Annotated in this window: 16 protein-coding genes and 1 tRNA gene; 6 read left to right on the forward strand and 11 right to left on the reverse strand. The window is 65.2% G+C overall.

Going from position 1 to position 18,308, the window contains the following annotated elements; all coding sequences use genetic code 11:
• Positions 1–4: 4 nt before the first annotated feature.
• The 4 genes from EN786_RS29180 to EN786_RS29200 all read right to left on the reverse strand — a co-directional run bounded on the left by EN786_RS29180 (position 5) and on the right by EN786_RS29200 (position 4,470).
• A complete protein-coding gene (locus EN786_RS29180) occupies positions 5–325 on the reverse strand; it encodes a hypothetical protein (protein WP_127282635.1) in 321 nt (106 codons plus the stop codon).
• 99 nt (positions 326–424) lie between these two features.
• Positions 425–1,045 carry a nucleoside triphosphate hydrolase gene (locus EN786_RS29185; RefSeq protein WP_127282636.1) on the reverse strand — a complete coding sequence of 207 codons (621 nt, stop codon included), beginning with the start codon at positions 1,043–1,045 and terminating at the stop codon, positions 425–427.
• Between the two features lie 82 nt (positions 1,046–1,127).
• Positions 1,128–2,234, reverse strand: coding sequence for a hypothetical protein (locus tag EN786_RS29190; RefSeq protein ID WP_127282637.1), 1,107 nt, complete (start codon positions 2,232–2,234; stop codon positions 1,128–1,130).
• 319 nt (positions 2,235–2,553) lie between these two features.
• The gene (locus EN786_RS29200) at positions 2,554–4,470 is read right to left on the reverse strand and encodes a methyl-accepting chemotaxis protein (protein WP_135909170.1); all 1,917 of its coding nucleotides are present in this window, start codon (positions 4,468–4,470) and stop codon (positions 2,554–2,556) included.
• A 497-nt stretch (positions 4,471–4,967) separates the two neighbouring features.
• Between EN786_RS29200 and EN786_RS29210 the strand changes: the two genes are divergently transcribed.
• The 3 genes from EN786_RS29210 (at position 4,968) to EN786_RS29225 (ending at position 7,420) form a co-directional block, all read left to right on the forward strand.
• A complete protein-coding gene (locus EN786_RS29210; protein ID WP_245478278.1) occupies positions 4,968–5,891 on the forward strand; it encodes a D-alanyl-D-alanine carboxypeptidase family protein in 924 nt (307 codons plus the stop codon).
• 316 nt (positions 5,892–6,207) lie between these two features.
• Positions 6,208–7,140: a DUF1003 domain-containing protein gene (locus EN786_RS29220; protein ID WP_127282639.1), complete on the forward strand. Its 933-nt coding sequence runs from the start codon at positions 6,208–6,210 to the stop codon at positions 7,138–7,140.
• Between the two features lie 203 nt (positions 7,141–7,343).
• Positions 7,344–7,420, forward strand: a tRNA-Arg gene (locus tag EN786_RS29225).
• Between the two features lie 13 nt (positions 7,421–7,433).
• Here the strand turns inward: EN786_RS29225 and EN786_RS38800 are convergent.
• The 7 genes from EN786_RS38800 to EN786_RS29260 form a co-directional block, all read right to left on the reverse strand.
• The gene (locus EN786_RS38800) at positions 7,434–7,787 is read right to left on the reverse strand and encodes a hypothetical protein (RefSeq protein ID WP_245478277.1); all 354 of its coding nucleotides are present in this window, start codon (positions 7,785–7,787) and stop codon (positions 7,434–7,436) included.
• A 300-nt stretch (positions 7,788–8,087) separates the two neighbouring features.
• Entirely contained in the window at positions 8,088–8,855 is a 768-nt protein-coding gene (locus EN786_RS29235; RefSeq protein WP_127282640.1) for a coniferyl-alcohol dehydrogenase, read from the reverse strand.
• 22 nt (positions 8,856–8,877) lie between these two features.
• The gene (locus EN786_RS29240) at positions 8,878–10,353 is read right to left on the reverse strand and encodes a benzaldehyde dehydrogenase (protein ID WP_210214063.1); all 1,476 of its coding nucleotides are present in this window, start codon (positions 10,351–10,353) and stop codon (positions 8,878–8,880) included.
• A gap of 544 nt (positions 10,354–10,897) precedes the next feature.
• Positions 10,898–11,698 (reverse strand): class I SAM-dependent methyltransferase, encoded by an 801-nt coding sequence (locus tag EN786_RS29245; protein WP_127310360.1) that lies wholly within the window; start codon positions 11,696–11,698, stop codon positions 10,898–10,900.
• A gap of 93 nt (positions 11,699–11,791) precedes the next feature.
• Positions 11,792–12,304, reverse strand: a complete 513-nt coding sequence (locus tag EN786_RS29250; protein WP_210212299.1) for a GNAT family N-acetyltransferase — start codon at positions 12,302–12,304, stop codon at positions 11,792–11,794.
• A 23-nt stretch (positions 12,305–12,327) separates the two neighbouring features.
• Positions 12,328–12,633 (reverse strand): DUF1778 domain-containing protein, encoded by a 306-nt coding sequence (locus EN786_RS29255; RefSeq protein WP_127282644.1) that lies wholly within the window; start codon positions 12,631–12,633, stop codon positions 12,328–12,330.
• Positions 12,634–12,704: 71 nt separating this feature from the next.
• Positions 12,705–13,820, reverse strand: a complete 1,116-nt coding sequence (locus EN786_RS29260) for a LacI family DNA-binding transcriptional regulator (protein ID WP_189340514.1) — start codon at positions 13,818–13,820, stop codon at positions 12,705–12,707.
• Between the two features lie 617 nt (positions 13,821–14,437).
• On the opposite strand from EN786_RS29260, the gene EN786_RS29265 reads away from it, so the two are divergent.
• The 3 genes from EN786_RS29265 to EN786_RS29275 all read left to right on the forward strand — a co-directional run bounded on the left by EN786_RS29265 (position 14,438) and on the right by EN786_RS29275 (position 18,079).
• Positions 14,438–15,400 carry a sugar-binding protein gene (locus EN786_RS29265; RefSeq protein ID WP_127286973.1) on the forward strand — a complete coding sequence of 321 codons (963 nt, stop codon included), beginning with the start codon at positions 14,438–14,440 and terminating at the stop codon, positions 15,398–15,400.
• A gap of 115 nt (positions 15,401–15,515) precedes the next feature.
• Positions 15,516–17,087 carry a sugar ABC transporter ATP-binding protein gene (locus tag EN786_RS29270; protein WP_127286974.1) on the forward strand — a complete coding sequence of 524 codons (1,572 nt, stop codon included), beginning with the start codon at positions 15,516–15,518 and terminating at the stop codon, positions 17,085–17,087.
• Positions 17,084–18,079 carry an ABC transporter permease gene (locus tag EN786_RS29275; protein WP_127286975.1) on the forward strand — a complete coding sequence of 332 codons (996 nt, stop codon included), beginning with the start codon at positions 17,084–17,086 and terminating at the stop codon, positions 18,077–18,079. Before EN786_RS29270 ends, EN786_RS29275 begins: the two co-directional genes overlap by 4 nt.
• The last annotated feature ends 229 nt before the right edge of the window (positions 18,080–18,308 follow it).

Genomic DNA, 18,308 nt, shown 5'->3' on the forward strand with positions numbered 1-18,308 from the left:
GACCCTACTTCGCCTTGGCTTTCGCGCCGCCTCTGCCAATCACCGAAGCCGCGAGCCGCGCTGTGGCGGCCACCGCGCCCGTTGCAATGCTTGCCACGGTGCGGATCGGGCCTGCCTTGGCTGCCGCCGGCTTGTGCGACTTCGGCGCCTTCACGGCGGCCTTGTGCACCGCGCCCGGCACCACCTTTTTGGGCGCCGCCTTGCCGAAGGCTGGCTTGGCGTCCTTCGAGCGCTCGGCTATTGCCGGGCCGGCGCCGTTTTTCGCTTGGGTGGCCTTGCGCGGAGCTGCCTTGCCCTTGACGGGTTTTCTTGTGCTGGTAGCCATCGGACGAGTCCTTCAAACGACACAATCAGGATGTCGGCATAACGACCGGAAAGTCTTAAGGTTCCGCTCGGAAATTGCTGCAAATTGAACGAGTTCGCCTTAGCCCGGTTCGCCGATGACGAGATCGGCGACCCGCCGCCGCGCCAGCACGCGATCGATGTTGGGCATGTCGTTGGAGGCGATCCAGGCGCGGGCGTCCTCGTCGGAGCGGCCATGGCCGCGCCAGCGCTCCATCAGGCGGCGCTCGAGCTCGCCCCGCGGCACGTCGACGAAGATGGTGAAATCGAACAGAGGCGCCAGCCGCGACCACGGCTCCTCGTCGAGCAGCAGATAATTGCCCTCGACCAGGATGAACTTGGTGTCGGCGCCGATGATCTCGGCCGCGGCGCGCGACAGTTCCATGCCGCGGTCGAATACCGGAATGGCAATGTCGGGCTCGCCCGAGCGGATGCGCTTCAGCAGCGTCTCGAAGCCGGCGAAATCGAAGGTTTCCGGCGCGCCCTTGCGCGCGCGCAGACCGCGGCGGTTGAGCACGATGTCGTCAAAGTGGAAGCCGTCCATCGGCACCACTTCGGAAGCGCCTTCCGGCAGCAGTTCATGCAGTCTGCCGGACAGCGTCGACTTGCCGGCGCCGGGCGGGCCGGCGATGGCGACGACGAAGCGCTTGGCCTTGCCGGCGCGCTTGAAGATGGCGGCTGTGATATGGGCGATCTCGGACATCGGCGCCTTTCCGGTAGCGATTTTCGGCCGCATCTTGGCGGCAGTCGGCGGAAATTTCAAACCCGCGCGGGATGCCCGGCGTTCAGGCCGGAACGGAGCGGCCGATGCGCAGGAAATCGCCGTCGAAAGCGATCTCCCGAACCATGCCGTCGGCGCCGGTTATGCGCATGTGGTCGCGCGCGGCCTCGATGTCGCGCGGCGGCTCGCCGCCGGCGAAAGGCACGGCGCCGATGACATGGCGGAAGGAGACGCTGCGGCCTTCGGCAAGCGCAAAGGCGGTGGCGACGCCTTCGCGCTTCAGCCAGTTGTCGCCGAGCGAGGCGGCATGGCCGACCGCGGCGCGGCCGTCCTCGATGCCGAGCACGCCGAGGTGGCGGCCGCTCCACGGCGCGTAGTCGCGGCCGCCATTGCTGAACCACAGCATGGTGACGGGCAGTTCGGCCGGGTTCTTCAGCACCAGCACCAGGTCCCGCTCGGCATGGCGGGTGAGCGCGGTCCAGCCCGGCCCGCCATGATCGGCCTCGACCAGCGTCAGGAAATCCTCCCGCCGGTCCTCCATGCGGTAGTCGGCAAGGTTTGTCGTGCCGCCGGCTGCCGTGGGAAACCGGGTCAGATCGGCCGAGCGGGCGGGGTAGGCGAGCAGGAAACGGCCGCGCGAAGGATCGGGCTCCAGCGGGTCGGCCGGCGTCGCCGCATAGCGCTTCGGCGAGAAGGCGAGGGACCCGCCGCCCTGCATCACCGTCATTGGATGGTGGGCGACGGAAATGGCGCCAGCGCCGCCGGAAAAGACATGCTCCTGATAGAGGAAGGGGTGGTTGTCGCGCAGCGTCAGCACCTTGTCGACGGCAGCGCCCATGACCTTGCGACGCAGCCGGAAGACGGCGCGCCAGCCGTCGGCGATGGCGCTATCTTCAACCAGGTCCCAGGCGCTGTTCGCCGGCCAGCCATGCAGCGGCGCCTCCTCGACATCGGCGCGCGAAAACGGCGCGCAGAGGAAATCGCCGGAGAGACGCACCGTGCCCTCGGGCAGGTCTTGCGGCAGGCTCTCGCGCGGCGCGCCGACCCAGGGCGCGCGATGCAGCGGCTGCAGGCGGCGGCCGTCGGCCTCGACCGTCATGTCGGCGATGTGGCCGACCGCAAGGTCGAGCGAGACCGAGATGCCCCTTGCCTTGATCGTGACCGTATCCATGCCTGTCACCCTCGCGAATCTTTGGCGCCAGCAAAGCCCGCACGGTGCCCGATGCGCAAGCGCTACAGGCGGCATTTTGCATCAGAATGGAAGTCGACGCCGCCCCTCATTGCCCTGCCGGGCATTTCTCCCCGTATAGTGAAGGGGAGAAAGGGGCTGGCCGCAGCGGCGGTGCCCTCCTGCAGCGTTGCTGATTGGCGAAAGGGGCGATGAGAGCGCCCCCTCTCCCCGTCACTATACGGGGAGAGGATGCCGGCAGGCAGGTGAGGGGCAGCGCCAGCGTTGGAAAGGGTGCGGTAGCGCTACAAACGGGCCGCCCCTACTGCCTTTTATACTCCCTGACCGGCGACTTGGTGCCATCCGTATAGGTGACCTGCACCGACATCGACTTCACGCTGTCGGCGACCTTGAAATAGGGCTGGTAGTCGTAAGGTATGGCGTAGGGATCCTTCTTGTCGCAGGGCGGCATCTTGATCTCCTTGTCGGGCGCGGCGCCGTCCAGGCCATAGTGAACATCCTTGATGGCGCAGCGGTAGGACAGCATCTGGGTGAAATAGACCAGGCCGTGGTTGCCGCCGGAATCGAAGGCGATCCACGAGGTCCAGAACTGGTCGAGGATCTGCTTGTCGCCTTGCTGCAGCGCCGAGTCCGGATCGAAGCGGATGTCGAACGGTCCGGTCTCGCGGCCCCTGATGTCGAGATATTTGATGCCGATCGTAGTGGCGGCGGTGCTGTCCGGCAGTTCGAAGCTCGGATTGGGCATCGGCTTGCCGGTCCGCTGGTCGTTCATCGCCATCAGGCCAGTGTCGGTGAACGGGCCGCTCTCGCCGAGTCGCCAGGAAATGCCGGTCGCCGCCTCCGGCAGCGAGATGGTGATCGTCCAGCCGGCATTGGAGCGCATCGGCGTCAGCGTCGGGGCGAAACGCTGCGGGTCGAGCACGTCGCCGACCGCGACCAGCCGGCTGCGGCTGCGCTCCAGCCAGTCGGCCAGTTGGGTCTGGTCGACGAAATATTTGAGCAGCCCGCCTTCCTTCTCGTAGGACACGAATTTGGTCAGCGCCTCGGCCTCGCTGCGCTTGTCGGACAGCGACTGGCTGCCGAGCCGATCCTCGGAAAACTCCTGCGCCAGGAGGAAATAGGCCGGCGCATAGTCGGGATGGGCCGCTATGAAGGCGTTCAGCTTGTCGAGGCGCTGGGCATCGTCGAACTGTTCGAGATGAACGAGCTTGATCGCCGGCGCCTTGGCCTTGTCGGCAAGCTGGCCGAACACCTCGCGGGCGCCGGCCTTGCCGTCCTGGACCCGGAGCAGCGTGGCGAAGCGCGTGTAGGGATCGACGGCGTCGACATCGAAGTTGGCGAAGGCGAGATAGGATCGCCTGGCGTTCAGCATGTCGCCCGACAATTCGTAGACACGGGCATTGTGGTAGTACTCGTCGGGACGCTTGGGATCGGCGATCGCGCCGCCCTGCGCGGCGAGCGCGGCAAAGCCCTTGGCGATGGTGTCGATGGAGGCTGCGATCTGCTCGGTCGTCGCCTGCAGCTTGTCGGCCTGCGCGGCTGCCTGCTGCTGGCCGGCGGCCAGCGTGTCGGTGGTCTGCTTGACCGCCTCGACGGCTTTCTGCGTCTGCGTGCCTTGTTCGGTCTGCTGCTTCTGGGCCGAGGCGATCTCCTCCGTCTTTTGCGCCACCGTGTCGGTCGACTGCTTGACCGCTTCGACCGTCTTCTGGGTCTCGGCGCCCTGCTCGGTCTGCTGCTTTTCGGCGGCGGCGATCTCCTCGGTCTTCTGCGCCACCGTGTCGGTCGATTTCTTGACCTCCTCGACCGTCTTTTGCGTCTCGGTGACGGTCTTTTCGATCTTGGCCACCTTTGCGGAGACGATGCCCAGCGACTGCTGCAATTCGGCCACCGCCGGCACCAGGCCGGCGATGATGCCGTTTTGCGAATTCGTCTCCTGCTGCACCGCGTAGACGCCGCCGGCGATCGCCGCCGCACTGGTGGCGAAGATCAGCGCCGGCATCGCTTTGGTCGCCAGCACCAGCCTGAGCACGATGGCGATGGCGATGATCGCGGCGGCGATCGCGGCAACCAGTGCGATATAGGCGGCGAACGGCCCCAGCGGGTTGAGCACGTCCGATACCGCGCCGCTGACGAACGCGACGCTGCCCGCCCATTTGCCGGTGCGGCTGAGCGAAGCCCGGATAAGAGAAGGCGCAGCCGCGCCGATGTCACCTGTCATGTCGATCCCCCAAACCAATGCCGCACGCATGGTAGCAGCGCGGCCCCGCCGGGAAAACAGGACAGGAAGCCGGCGTTTTCGGGGCGGTGGGGTGTGGGAGGTGTCGCCCGACGAAGTGATAGCTACGAGCTGCAAGATATAGCGCCGCTCGCGCAGGAATCGCCAATTTGCCGAAGTCGGCGCCGCCCCTCATTGCCCTGCCGGGCATTTCTCCCCGTATAGTGACGGGGAGAAAGGGGCTGGCCGCAGCGTTGGCGCCTTTCTCGCAACGTTGGTGATTGGCGAAAGCGGCGATGAGAGCGCCCCTCTCCCCGTCACTATACGGGGAGAGGGTGCCGGCAGGCAGGTGAGGGGCAGCGCCGGCGTTGGTGTCGTTCAGAGCCTGTCGCCCGCCTAAGCTGTTGAGACACCTTGATCCCCCCGTTAACCAGTTGGACGCAGCAATTGGCTTAGGCTAGGGTCCGGCCCTCTCAGCAACAGCCGGATCCGACTTGCGCCTGTCCGACACTTTCCCGCTCCTCCAGAAGATCATGATGGCGTTCGCGCTGCTGGCGATGGTCGCCGGCTGCACCACCGTCGAGCCGCCCGATAGTGTATTGGCGGTGCCGGCGCAGCCGCAGCGCTATGCGGCGATCGTCGTCGATGCCCGCAGCGGCAAGCAGCTGTTCGAGGTCAATTCGACGGCGCAGCGCTACCCCGCCTCGCTGACCAAGATGATGACGCTCTATCTGCTGTTCGAGGCGCTGGAGAGCGGCCGCATAGCCAAGGAGACGCAGATCCCGGTTTCGGACAATGCCGCCAGGCAGCCGCCGACCAAGCTGCGCTTCCGGCGCGGCGAGACGATCGACGTCGATTCCGCCATCCGGGCGATCGTGGTCAAGTCGGCCAATGACGTGGCGGTGGCGGTCGGCGAATATCTCGGCGGCTCGCAAGACCAGTTCGCCGCCATGATGACCGCCAAGGCGCGAAGCCTCGGCATGACCAGCACCAGCTTCCGCAACGCGTCCGGCTTGCCTGACGACAGCCAGATGACGACGGCGCGCGACATGGCGGTGCTGGGCATGGCGCTCGAGCACCGCTTCCCGCAGCATTTCCACTATTTCTCCGAGAGCGACTTCATGTTCCGCGGCCGGCTGGTGCGCGGCCACAACGACATGCTCGGCCGGGTGCGCGGCGTCGACGGCATCAAGACCGGCTATATCAGGGCCTCCGGCTACAACATCGTCACTTCCTACAATGCCGACGGCCGCCAGCTGATCGTGGTGGTGATGGGCGCCGAGAGCGCGCGCCAGCGCAACGACCATGTCGAGGCGCTGATCCAGCGCAGCCTTTCGCCGATGGCGGCGGATGCCAAGACAAGGCTGATGTATGCCGGCCAGCAGCCGACGGGGTCGGCGCTTCCCGGTTTGCCGGAACCGTAGAAGCTTTGCAACGCCGGCCCGAGGCGCCCCCCTCTGGCCTGCCGGCCATCTCCCCCACGAGGGGGGAGATCAGATTTCACCGCGGCTTTCGCCAATCGCCAACGTCAAAGCGTGGCGCCGAAGCTGCCAATCTCCCCCCTCGTGGGGGAGATGTCCGGCAGGACAGAGGGGGGCGCGAAGGATCACCACCGATCTCAGCTTGCGCCGCCCGCCCATCACAACAACTTGTTCGGTCACACCACATTCACAGTCGCGATGGATATGCCGCGCCGGCTTGGCGTATCGTAGCCAAAAGCCGAGAACAGGAGCACTGACCATGGCCGGCGACCCGAAGGCGCAGAAGACGGAAGACGACGAAACCCACTCGGCCGGCGAATATCTCGAGGCCTCCACCTTGCCGGAAGACCTGCACGAGACGGCGGACGACGAGATCCTCGAAGCGCCGGAGGTGCCGGATTCCGAACCGGCCCTGCCCGGGCCTGCCGCGTCGCGGGTCAAACCGAAGAAAAAGCCGTCGGCGATCAGCGGCCGGAAATTCCGCAAGCGCGACCTGGTGCGCATCGACGATTTGCGGCCGAGCCTTTCCGACCGCATCCGCGCCGACCATCCCGACCTGCCGCGCGGCGCCCGCATCAGCCGCGAGGAGCTCGCCCGCTACCGCATGCGCTACATGGAGGAATTGCTGCAGCAGGAGCACGGCGAATTCTCCGAGCTCGACCGCCAGGTGGTCGAATCGATCGCCAGGCAAGACACGATCTCGGAGAACTCGGAAGAGGAATTCGAGGAGCACCGCTCGTTCGCCGACCGCGTCTCCGACAATATGGCCGAGTTCGGCGGCAGCTGGTGGTTCCTGATCTCGTTCGCCGGCGTGCTGTTGATCTGGATCGGCATCAACCTTTTCGAGGGCATGGCGGGCGCCTTCGACCCCTACCCGTTCATCCTGCTCAACCTGATGCTGTCCTGCATCGCCGCCATCCAGGCGCCGGTGATCATGATGAGCCAGAAGCGGCAGGAAGCAAAAGATCGGCTGCGCTCCTTCAACGACTACCGGGTGAACCTCAAGGCCGAGCTCGAAGTGCGGCACCTGCACGAAAAGCTCGACTATCTGATCTCGCGCCAATGGCAGCGGCTGGCCGAAATGCAGCAGATGCAGCTGGATGCCATGCACGAGCTGACCGGGGCGAAGAAGGTGAAGCGGGCGACAAGGGGGGTGCGGCGGCGGGTGGCTAGGAGCGAGGCTGCGGGGTGAGGAGTGTGGCGGCAAATTTGCTCGCGACGCAGAGGCAAGTTTAACTGGGGCGCAGCCTTGGCCGTCACATACGCCCTCGGGAAGCCTAACCGCTCCTGTGGCGTCAAATGCCTTGCCATCCCAATTGCCCGTTGAAGCCTTCGCCTGCTTCCGCTAAGAAGCCGTGGCTGGCCGGTTCACCGGCCGGTTCGTTTTGCCGGGAAGCACCCGTAGCTCAGCTGGATAGAGCGCTGCCCTCCGAAGGCAGAGGTCACAGGTTCGAATCCTGTCGGGTGCGCCAACGGGCATGCCCCCTATTGCCTGCGACGCCTTCCCGACGAAGCAAGGTAACCCAGCGCAAGCGTCATAACGGCGACCGCGATCCCGGCGCTGATCACACCTGCCGGTGTTATCCTGGCACTGCCTTGCAAGACAACATGCTTACCCAAACGCAGATCGAAAACCGACTTGATTTCCTCAGGATGTGCGGGGACCGCGGGGGAAGGTTTTTCCTGGACTGACATTTGAGCCTCCGGTTCGAATGTGCCGCCGCCCGCAAATCGGCCGGCGACTAGCGCGCCGACATTTGTGCCGCGGCCGAACGTGCATGCAGTGGCAAGCTTGAGAAACGACAGGCACCAAAATAATATGGCGGTGCCCAGTTTCATCTCCTGCGGCGCCCCATTTGGCAACCTACGATTTCCTCGATCACTGCGCCAAGCTCACAGCCGCCTCCCACGCCTGAAGGCAGAATGTCGTAGCGCTGCGGCCGACATAAGATGGGAATATGACGGTCGGTCCCTACCCATCACCCCCCCGCAGCCACCCCACAATCGCCTCGAACTCAACCGCCCGCGTCGTGTCCACCTCGAACACCAGCCCCCTCCTCAGCGGCTCGGCGCGTTTGATGATCGACCAGATGGCGGCATAGCTGGCGCGGCCCGGCGTGCGGTTGAACGCGCGCCGCCTCAGAGATAGGTGGAGGCCAGGCCACCGTCGATCGGCAGGTTGACGCCATTGATCCAGCGCGCCGCGTCCGAGCACAGGAAGACGACAGCCGGGGCGATCTCGTCTGCAAAGGCAGGGCGCTTCATTCTGCCGCTGTCAGCCTCGACCCGATCCTGACCAAGCATCGCGATGAAGTCGCCGAGGATTGGCGTAAAGACCGGGCCGGGCGCAACGGAATTCATGCGGATGTCACGCGAGAGGAAGAGCTGCTGCGCCCGCATGAACGTCCAGACGATCAGCGCTTCCTTGAAATATTGATAGCAGGTGTCTTGCGAAACCGGGTTCGCAGCCAACCAATCATGACCGGATTGGAAGGTCGCGGTCGTTGCCAGGTCCTTGTGGCGGGCGAGGCGTTCCGGCCATGCGGCGCCCAAAATCGAGGCGAAGTTGACGATTGCCGCGCCCGGCGAAAGCCTGCCGACCACTGTCTCGGTCAGGTGACGCAGGCCGAGATAGTTGACGCGGGCGACCGTATCCTTGTCAGCGGTGCCCGGCACGCCTGCCGCGTTGACAAGCCCATCGAATTGCGCGGGCAAGGACGAAACGGCCTCGTCGATCGTTTCCGGCTTCGAGAGATCGGCCTTCACGAAGCCATCGAGGCTAACCGTGGGATCATTGCGGTCGATGCCGATTACCCTGGCGCCATGGAAGCGGGCGAGACGGGCGACCTCGGCTCCGATCCCCGAAGACGCGCCCGTGACGACCAGAAGCTTGCTGGAGAGATTCATGGTTCGATCTTTCGTGGATTGGTCAAAATGGATAGGGCGTTGCTTGTTCCTTGACGGAAATCCACATCCACTGCGTGAATTCCTCCCAGATCGCCGGCCCTGAGACGCGGCTGCCATTGCCCGAGCGCCGCCGGCCGCCGAAAGGTGCGTGCGGCCCGGCGTTGACGGTCTGATCGTTGATGTGCAGATGGCCGACCTCCAGTCTTTCGCCAACCGACCGGGCGCGGTCGACGGAAGCCGAAATGACGCCGGCGGCGAGGCCATATTCGGAGCTGTTGACGAGAGCGATCGCTGCCTCTTCGTCGCGGAACGGGGCAATGCAGGCGACGGGCCCGAAGATCTCTTCCTCGAACGCACGCATGCCTCGCTCAATGCCGAACAGAACCGTTGCCGGATAGAAGCGGCCGCTTGCCTTGCCTCCGGCGAGCAGCTTTGCGCCCTTGGCGACGGCATCGTCGACGATGCCCTGGATTCTGTCGACCTGGGCATCGGAAATGATGGGGCCAAGCGCCACCTGATCGGTCGAGGGATCGCCGGCAACCAGGTGTCCGGCTCTGGCGGCAAGGCGCGAAGCAATCGCATCGGCATGCTTCTCGTCGACAAGGATGAGACCGGTCGACATGCAGATCTGGCCCTGATGCAGGAAGCAGCCCCAGGCGGCATTCGACGCCGCGACGTCCGGATCGGCATCATCGAGAATGATCAGGGCGTTCTTGCCGCCGAGCTCGAGCTGAACCTTCTTCAGATGCTTGCCGGCCAGCTCGCCGACCCGGCTCCCGGCGGCCGCCGACCCCGTGAACGAGACCATCGCGATGTTCGCATCCGTGCAGAGGGCCTCGCCGGCGTCAATTCCGCCGGGGACGACATGGAGGACACCTGCGGGCAGGCCCGCTTCCTCGAACAGGCGTGCAATGATGATGCCACCGGAAATCGGCGTGCGCGGGTCCGGTTTGTGGACGACGGCGTTGCCTGTCGCCAAAGCGGCGGCAATCGCGCGGACAGAGAGGACAAGTGGAAAATTGAACGGCGAGATAATTCCGACCACGCCGTGCGGCACCCGCCGCGCATGGTTCTGGCGTCCGGCATCCATGGTGGGAAGGGCGATGCCATTCGGCTCGACAGCGGCAGCCGCGGCGTGGCGGATGAAGGCCGCCCCGTGATCGATCTCGATTTGCGCCTTCGCCCGGATGGAGCCGGATTCGCGCATTATCCAGCCGACCAGCTCTTCGCCATTGGCTTCCAGGATATCGGCCGCCTTGTTCAATATGGCCGCGCGCTCGGAGGGAAGTTTCGCCGCCCAGGCGGGCTGCGCCAGATAGGCGCCAACCGCGGCTTGCCCGATGTCTGCCGCGCCGCCGATGCCCACCGAGGCCACCAACATGGCGGTCGCCGGATTGCGCACCTCGGCGACGCCGGCAGCCGTCTCACGCCAGCCACCCAGAAATGCCTTGCCGGTCCAGCGCGCCTCGTCGATGAAGCTCCTGCTTTGGATGTTCACTCGTTGATCCTCCCTTGCAAACATTCGCAATTGCTCTGCTGCGCGCGGGGCATCTGGTCCTCCCGCTGCCAACGCCCGCAGCACGTGAATCTTGCCGGAGGCTGTTCCCGGCAACGCCTCAAGCGCACAGAATGTCTTTGGTACTTTGCAGGCTCATGGGCCTGGTGCAGTGGCTAACGAGCGCGGCGGCATCGAGGATGCCTGGCTCCATCACCAGACCGGGCCGACTTCATCCCATTACACCGCGCCCTCGGCACTGTGTGGCTCCTCCTTGCCATCATTCGCTATGTCAAATAGCATTATTGCTATGCCGCATAGCATAGTATTGCTATCTGTCATAGTCTTTTTTGAGATTCCGGAAAGCCAAGCGGCGTCAGAGCGGCGCGCTCGACACATTGGTTGGTTGCAATCTACGCCGGGCCGTATCTTCGCCGTCTCGGACGGCATCGCCGTGCTGAGACGCGGGGTGCAGCGGGCGAGCGCAAGATCGCGGAGACCAACCACGACGAGGTCGTCAGGCTGATCGGATTAGGCGAAAACGCCTCTAGCGAACAACGCCCCGGCAGGCCCAGGCGACATTGGCGAACGAGCGCGGGCCATCGGGCCGGCCGGCCTGGTAGGCATCGCGGACGGCGGCTTCGGTGCGCGTCCGCTCGGCGGCGTCGAGCGTGGACATGTATTTGCCGAGCGGCCCCTCGCCGGCGCCGATCGGCGCCCAGTAGTCGTCGAAATCCGCATAGTCCATGCGGATCATCAGCTCGGTCTCGGTGACGTCGGCCAGACCCTGCTGGACGAAGGTGCGCTTCATCTCGCCCGGCTGCATCATCGGCTGGAAGCAATAGCGGCTGCGCATCTGGCGGCCGCTTTCGCTGAGCGCGGCAACCGTGTCGATCATCATGCGCATGCCGGGCATGCCGCCGAGATGGTCCCACACAACCGCTGCGATCACGCCGCCGGGCCGCGTCACGCGGCGCATCTCGGCCACCGCCTTGCCGGCCTCCGGCACGAAATGCAGCAAGAGCAGCGCCAGCGCGCGGTCGAACGCGTCGTCCGCGAAGGGCAGCGCGGTGGCGTCGGCTTGGCTGAAGGTGATGCGCGGATCGGTGTTGCGTGCCTTGGCCGCCTCGATGAAAACGGGCGAGAAGTCGATGGCCTGGATTTCGGCGAGGCCGGCGGATTTCGCCAGCTCGAAGGTCAGGCTGCCGGTGCCGCAGCCGACGTCGAGGATTTTTTCGCCGCCGGCCAGTCCGGCGAAGTCGATGAATTTGGGCGCCAGCCTGCGGCTCCAGCGACCCATCAGCTGCTCGTAGCCGGATGCCTGGTGCACGGTGACGCTCGACGTCATCTCGCTCTCCCTTCGCTGGCCTCAGGCTAGTCCACGACGGGATCGATGCCAAGCGGTGGCAAGTCGACCTCGTCGTTCGAGCGGCCGGACGATTCAGACTTTCGAGAACAATGCCTGCACTGTCTCGACCGGCATCAGCATCACTCGCTCGCCCAGCGGAGACGGAATGAAGCCGTGCCGCTGATAGAAGCCGACGGCGTCATCGTCTATCGCATGCGCCACCACGGCGCGAACCCCGGCGATCTCCGACACGGCCAGGCAGCGACGCAGCGCATCGGCAAGCAGGTCCCCGCCAAGCCCAAGTCCCTGGAATGCCTGATCGACCGCCAGGCGGCCGATCAGCAGCAGCGGGACCTGCTCGGGCATACCCCGCCGCAGCTTCGCGCTTGGCAGCGCGATCCGTTCTTCCATCGCCGTCGAGATCGCATAGTAGCCGATGACGCGATTATTCATGTTCGCGTCACAGACCACATAGGTCCGGGCGGACAGGCCCTCGCCGGCAAGAGCGCGATTGCGCAACCAGTCATCGAGGGTGGGATGCCTGCCGTTACGAAACGCGGACACATCGTGGCCGACGGTCAGCCGTTCCGGAGGGCTGACCCGCAACCCCGGCCCTCCGCCAGCAGGCATCAGCGCTCCCAGGCGGGCTTGCGCGTCATGCGCGCGCGAAGTTCCTCGGTCGGTTTGTCGGGGGCGTCGAGCAGATCGAGCAATTTCTGATGCGCCTCGGCATCGAGAAAGAAGGCGCGCTGGTCGAGAATGGTTTCTTCAGCTTGCCTGCGGGCGCTGTCCAGCATGAACTCCGACAGTTTCTGCCCGCGCAAACCCGCGGCGCGGCTGAGAATGGCCTTCGTCCCCGCCGAAGCGCGGATCTGGATCACATCGTCCTTTCGCGCCGCATCGCGATCGCGGCCGGCATGACTGGACTGCGGCATCGAAATCCTCCTGCGTCAGGATCAGATATTTAGAAATTGTCATGACAATGTCAATACAGGCCCGCAGGATCTCACCCTGCCGCGTCCCGGACCCCGAGCCTGCCCACGCTCTCCCGCTCCACCAGCGGGCATTCCAGCTTGGTGATGGGATAGCGGCCGCGGCCCGGCGTGGGCGGCGCTTCCAGCTGCTCGATCGCCCATTGGCCCATCGCCATATGCGGCAGGATCGATGTCGTCAGCGGCGGAAACAGATGGCGGGCGATCTCCTCGTCGTCATAGCCGACGACGGAAATATCCTGCGGGATATGCAGGCCGGCCTCCTTCAGCGCCTCGTAGCAGCCAATCGCGGTGCGGTCGTTCTGGCAGAAGATGGCGGTCGGGCGCTCCTTCAGGGCGAGCAATTTGACAGTCGCGGCATAGCCGGCGCTGGCCGACCAGTCGCCCTCGACCACCAGCTCCGGATCGAAGGGGATGTCGGCGGTAGCGAGCGCGCGGCGATAGCCTTTCAGCCTATCTTGAGCCGCTTGCATCCAGGGCTCGCCGGTGATGGTGGCGATGCGGCGGTGGCCATGGCCGATGAGATGCCGCGTCGCGCTCTGGCCGCCGGCGATCTCGGAGGGCACGACGGCAGGGAAGGCATAGTCGGCGGTGTAGCAGTTGAGCAGGATGACCGGGATATCGAGGCTGTAGAGGAATTCGGGCGCCGCGATCTCGCGGGTGAAGATGGTCATGTAGATCAGCGCCGAGATGCCGCGCCTCGTCAGCGCTGAAATAGCGCGCGGCTCCATGACGGCATCGCCCATGGTCTGCGCGACAAGCAGCACGTTGCCGGCATTCCAGGAGGCCTGGCGCGCGCCCTCGATGGCGACCACCGCCTCGGGGCTGGTGGCGAGCTGGTCGACGGCGAAGCCGATGACGCCGTCCAGCCCCTCGAATGGCGTCACCGGCGGCCGCAGGGCGGAAAACACCGGCGGCGAGTAGCCCAGCGACCGCGCCGCTTCGATCACCCGGTCGCGGGTCTGCTGCGAGAGCCTGATGCCGGGCGAATTGTTGAGCACGAACGACACCGTCGCCTGCGAGCAGCCGGCGGCCCTGGCGATATCGGTCATGGTGACGCGGCCCTTGGGCCTGGCGGCGCGTCGCCTGGACGCCTCCGGGGGATCGCGCAATTCCGTCGGTTCGCTCATGGTCGTTTTCCCAAACCCGGCCAGTTGTTAAGCAAAGGCCGGCAGCAACGGCAAGATGGCTTTCGTGGAAGCGCATTTATCGAAATGCAGCTTGATTATAACTATTACCAAACGCGACGCATTCCGCGCCAGCCGCGTCGCACGCCGACGAAACGACCGGACTAGGTCAGCAAAGCTGACGATTTCCTTTAGAATTTCCTCGCGATGGCCCGCTTTGCCGCTGGCGCTCTTCTTCCTCCTTGCGCTCTGCTTTGGCTGCCAGATCTCCCGCCCGGCTGTATCGGCCATCCTCAATAACTAATACTATTTACTAATAGCTGTAAGCGTTCTACTGTCAACTCGTCGTTACCGGATCCGGGCTTCCGGCTGGTGGCGTCAAGGCGTGCGATGCGGTGCGCCATCGGGCCGGCAAGCCGCCGGAAGAGGGTCGCCGCACACTCACGAAAATGTCAGACAAATCGGACTATTTACGAACTGCGAATGAGTGTCTAGTGTCTCGGTCGCGGCTGGATTGGCGCCATTTCAAGGTTGCCGGATCTGGGGCCAAACCCTTGAGGAGAGGGGTGCCCGCGCCGCAAGCGACACATTCTGTCTGTGTTTCAAAAGGGAGGTTGAACATGAAATCTGTGATCCGAACTGCGTCCATCGCCGCCGCGGCCCTGGCGCTCGGCCTGTCGGCGAGCGCGATCGCGCGCGCCGACGACAAGCCGACGCTGGCCTTCGTCGTCAACGGCGCATCCGACTTCTGGAAGGCGGCGGAAGCCGGCGTGAAGAAGGCGCAAGGCGAGCTGCCGGACTACAATCTGGAGCTGAAATATCCGGAGCAGTCGTCCGTCGCCATCCAGCAGCGGCTGATGGATGACCTGGTGACGGCCGGCGTCAAGGGCATCATGGTCTCCGCCGTCGACCCCAAGACCTCGACCGACGGGCTGAACAAGATCGCGTCCCAGACGGCGCTGTTCACCACCGACTCGGACGCCCCGCAGACCAAGCGCGTCGCCTATATCGGCTCGTCCAACGTCGATGCCGGCAAGCAGGCGGCCGAGATCGCCAAGAAGGCGATGCCGGACGGCGGCAAGTGCCTCGGCTTCGTCGGCCTGCTCGGCGCCGACAACGCCAAGGAACGCATCCAGGGCATGAAGGACGGACTCGCCGGCACCAAGATCGAACTGGTGGACGTGCGCGGCGACGACATCGACCAGGCACGCGCCAAGAAGAACGTCGAGGACGCGCTGGTCGCCAGCCCCGACATCACCTGCATGGTCGGCTTCTATTCCTACAACACGCCGCGCATCTATGAGGCGCTGCGCGACGCCGGCAAGCTCGGCCAGATCACCGTCGTCGGCTTCGATGACGATCCGATCACGCTGGGCGGCGTCAAGGAAGGCACCGTTGCCGCCACCGTGGTGCAGCAGCCGTTCGAGTGGGCCTATCAGGGCATGAAGCTGATGGCCGCCTATCTCAAGGGCGACAAGTCGGGCATCCCGGAGGGCGGCCTGATCATCGTGCCGACCAAGATCATCGGCAAGGACGATGTCGACGCCTACGCCGCGAACCTCAAGGCGATGGCCGGCAAGTAGGACGACGCCCGTTTCGCCGGCTCAGGGATCTGCCTTGAGCCGGCGATCATATTGACGGGCCCGCGAAGGCCCGTCAGTCTGAGGCCAAAACGCCCACCGGCTGCTGTCAGGCGTGATGAATTATTCCGACGTATCCATTGCTCAATCCGCAATCGCTCCGTTCCTGAGCCTGGACGGCGTGCGCAAGACCTATCCCGGCGTGGTGGCGCTGGACGGCTTTTCCATGGAGGTGCGGCCGGGCGAGGTGATCGGCCTGGTCGGCGAAAACGGCGCCGGCAAATCGACGCTGATGAAGATCCTCGGCGGCGTGACGCGGCCGGATACCGGCACCATCACCGTCGATGGCGTCGCGCATGATGGGCTCACCGTCGAGGCCAGCATCGGTTCCGGCATTGCCTTCGTGCACCAGGAACTCAACCTGTTCGAGAACCTCGACGTCGCCGCCAACATCTTCTTCGGCCGCGAGCCGCTGAAGGCTGGGCCGCTGAAGCTCGTCGACCGCTCGAAGCTGCGCGAGATGGTGGCGCCGCTGCTGAAGCGCGTCGGCGCCAATTTCTCAGCCGACGCGCCGGTCGCCTCGCTGTCGCTCGCCCAGCAGCAGATGGTCGAGATCGCCAAGGCGCTGTCGATCAAGGCGCGGCTGGTGATCCTCGACGAGCCGACATCCAGCCTGCCGATCGCCGAGACCGAGAAGCTGCTCGACGTCATCAAGGCGCTGAAGGCGGAAGCCATCAGCGTCATCTTCATCTCGCACCGGCTGCACGAGGTCGAACGCGTCGCCGACCGCGTCGTCGTGCTGCGCGACGGCATGCTCGCCGGCACGCTGCCGAAAAACCAGATCAATCACGACCAGATGGTCAAGCTGATGATCGGCCGCATGCTGAAGGAACGCGAGCGGGTCTCGGATTCCGCGCATGCGCCGGGCGGCACGGCACTCTCGGCCAGGGCGGTGCGCACCAGCGCCTATCCGGAACGCCCGGTCGATCTGGACGTCCGCCACGGCGAAATCCTCGGTTTTGCCGGGTTGGTCGGTTCCGGCCGCACCGAGCTGGCGCGGGTGCTGTTCGGCATCGACGAGCGCTTCGGCGGCAGCGTGACGCTGGATGGCAAGACGCTGAAGCTCGGTTCGGCCGCCGACGCTGTCGCGAGCGGCATCTTCCTGGTGCCGGAGGACCGCAAGCTGACCGGCATCCTGCTCGACCTCTCGATCGCCGAGAACATCTCGCTGCCCAACCTGCCGGCGCATGCGAAGCATCAGCTGGTCTCGACCAGCGCCGAGATCGCCACCGCCGAGAAGCAGAAGAGCAATCTCGGCATCAAGGCGCCGTCGGTCGCGACCCGCACCGGCACGCTGTCGGGCGGCAACCAACAGAAGGTGGTGCTGGCCAAATGGCTGGCGATGAACCCCAAGGTGATGATCCTCGACGAACCGACGCGCGGCATCGACATCGGCGCCAAGGCCGAGATCTACGGCCTGATGCGGGCGCTGGCCGACGCCGGCGTCGCGGTGCTGATGATCTCCAGCGACATGGAAGAAGTGATCGGGGTGTCGGACCGCATCGCAGTCATGCATGAGGGGCAGATATCCGGCATCCTCGAGAAGGACGACTTCAGCCAGGAGAACGTGCTTCGGCTGGCGGTGGGCAAGAAGCCGCTGCCGGCCCAGGCGGTGGGAGGAGCGCAATGAGCAAGAAAGATCTCGGCCTGCTGGTGCTGATCCTGGTGGTCGGCGCGGTGGTGACGGCCATCAACCCGCGCTTCCTGTTGCCGATCAATCTTGCCAACACCTCCAACCTGATCGGCCTGTTCGGCATCCTGTCGATCGGCCAGGCCTTCGTCATCATCACCGGCGGCATCGAGCTCTCGGTCGGCTCGGTGGTCGCGCTGCTCGGCACGCTGTTCATCGACTTCATCGCCGTGCGCGAGCTGGACTGGCCGCTGGCCTTCGTGCTGATCATCGCGCTCGGCGCGATCATCGGCCTGGTGCATGGCTGGCTGATCACGCGGCTGAAGCTGCAGCCCTTCGTGGTGACGCTGTGCGGCTTGCTCATCTACCGCGGCGTGGCGCGCTTCTACACCGCCGACGGCACGGCCGGCTTCGCCTTCGGCCAGAATTTCCCGGACCTCGAATTCCTCACCGCCGGACGCAGCTACGGCGTGCCGAACAGCTTCATCGCGCTGATCATCATCGCCATCGTCATGTGGGTGGTGCTGCACCGCTCGGTATTCGGGCGCTATCTGTACGCCATCGGCAAGAACGAGGAAGCGGCGAAATATTCGGGCATTCGCACGGGCCGCATCGTCATGGCGGCCTACGTCATCTGCGGCGTGCTGACGGCGCTGTCGGCGATCTACTTCGCCATGTACACGCGCTCGATCTCGCCGGCGAGCCACGGCCAGTTCTACGAGCTCTATGCCATTGCCGCCGCCGTGCTCGGCGGCTTCTCGCTGCGCGGCGGCGAAGGCTCGCTGATCGGCGTCATCCTCGGCACGGTGCTGCTGCAGGAGCTGCAGAACCTCGTCAACCTGCTCGGCATCCCGTCCTCGCTGAACTTCGCCGTGATGGGCGGGGTGATCCTGATCGGCGTGCTCGTCGACCAGCAATGGGGCGTGTTCCGGGCGCGGCGGCAGATGATCGACGCGACGCGCAGGAACGTCGCCGGCGCACCGGCGGAGTAGCTTCCTTCGTTCGAGTTCGGCAGGCAGCGGGCAGTTTCAACTTCGCGTGATGCCACCCTTTTTCGGACGTTGGCGCTGCCCCTCACCTGCCTGCCGGCATCCTTGTAACTTGTCCCTTGCCGACTCTGCTATTGCAGCAGGTGCGGTGGCGGACGAGAGACCGGAGCATCTTTGGGCCTTGAAGCCCGTGGGAGAGCGAGGGTCTTCGTCCGCCGTTCCATCGACCCCG

It is taken from the genome of Mesorhizobium sp. M4B.F.Ca.ET.143.01.1.1, assembly GCF_004792275.1.
GTDB lineage: Bacteria > Pseudomonadota > Alphaproteobacteria > Rhizobiales > Rhizobiaceae > Mesorhizobium > Mesorhizobium abyssinicae.

Bases quoted from the DNA above. Each gene is read 5' to 3' on its own strand.
- EN786_RS29180 (WP_127282635.1), bottom strand. From the start codon at position 325: ATGGCTACCAGCACAAGAAAACCCGTCAAGGGCAAGGCAGCTCCGCGC.
- EN786_RS29185 (WP_127282636.1), bottom strand. From the start codon at position 1,045: ATGTCCGAGATCGCCCATATCACAGCCGCCATCTTCAAGCGCGCCGGC.
- EN786_RS29190 (WP_127282637.1), bottom strand. From the start codon at position 2,234: ATGGATACGGTCACGATCAAGGCAAGGGGCATCTCGGTCTCGCTCGAC.
- EN786_RS29200 (WP_135909170.1), bottom strand. From the start codon at position 4,470: ATGACAGGTGACATCGGCGCGGCTGCGCCTTCTCTTATCCGGGCTTCG.
- EN786_RS29220 (WP_127282639.1), top strand. From the start codon at position 6,208: ATGGCCGGCGACCCGAAGGCGCAGAAGACGGAAGACGACGAAACCCAC.
- EN786_RS38800 (WP_245478277.1), bottom strand. From the start codon at position 7,787: ATGAAACTGGGCACCGCCATATTATTTTGGTGCCTGTCGTTTCTCAAG.
- EN786_RS29235 (WP_127282640.1), bottom strand. From the start codon at position 8,855: ATGAATCTCTCCAGCAAGCTTCTGGTCGTCACGGGCGCGTCTTCGGGG.
- EN786_RS29245 (WP_127310360.1), bottom strand. From the start codon at position 11,698: ATGACGTCGAGCGTCACCGTGCACCAGGCATCCGGCTACGAGCAGCTG.
- EN786_RS29255 (WP_127282644.1), bottom strand. From the start codon at position 12,633: ATGCCGCAGTCCAGTCATGCCGGCCGCGATCGCGATGCGGCGCGAAAG.
- EN786_RS29260 (WP_189340514.1), bottom strand. From the start codon at position 13,820: ATGAGCGAACCGACGGAATTGCGCGATCCCCCGGAGGCGTCCAGGCGA.
- EN786_RS29265 (WP_127286973.1), top strand. From the start codon at position 14,438: ATGAAATCTGTGATCCGAACTGCGTCCATCGCCGCCGCGGCCCTGGCG.
- EN786_RS29270 (WP_127286974.1), top strand. From the start codon at position 15,516: ATGAATTATTCCGACGTATCCATTGCTCAATCCGCAATCGCTCCGTTC.
- EN786_RS29275 (WP_127286975.1), top strand. From the start codon at position 17,084: ATGAGCAAGAAAGATCTCGGCCTGCTGGTGCTGATCCTGGTGGTCGGC.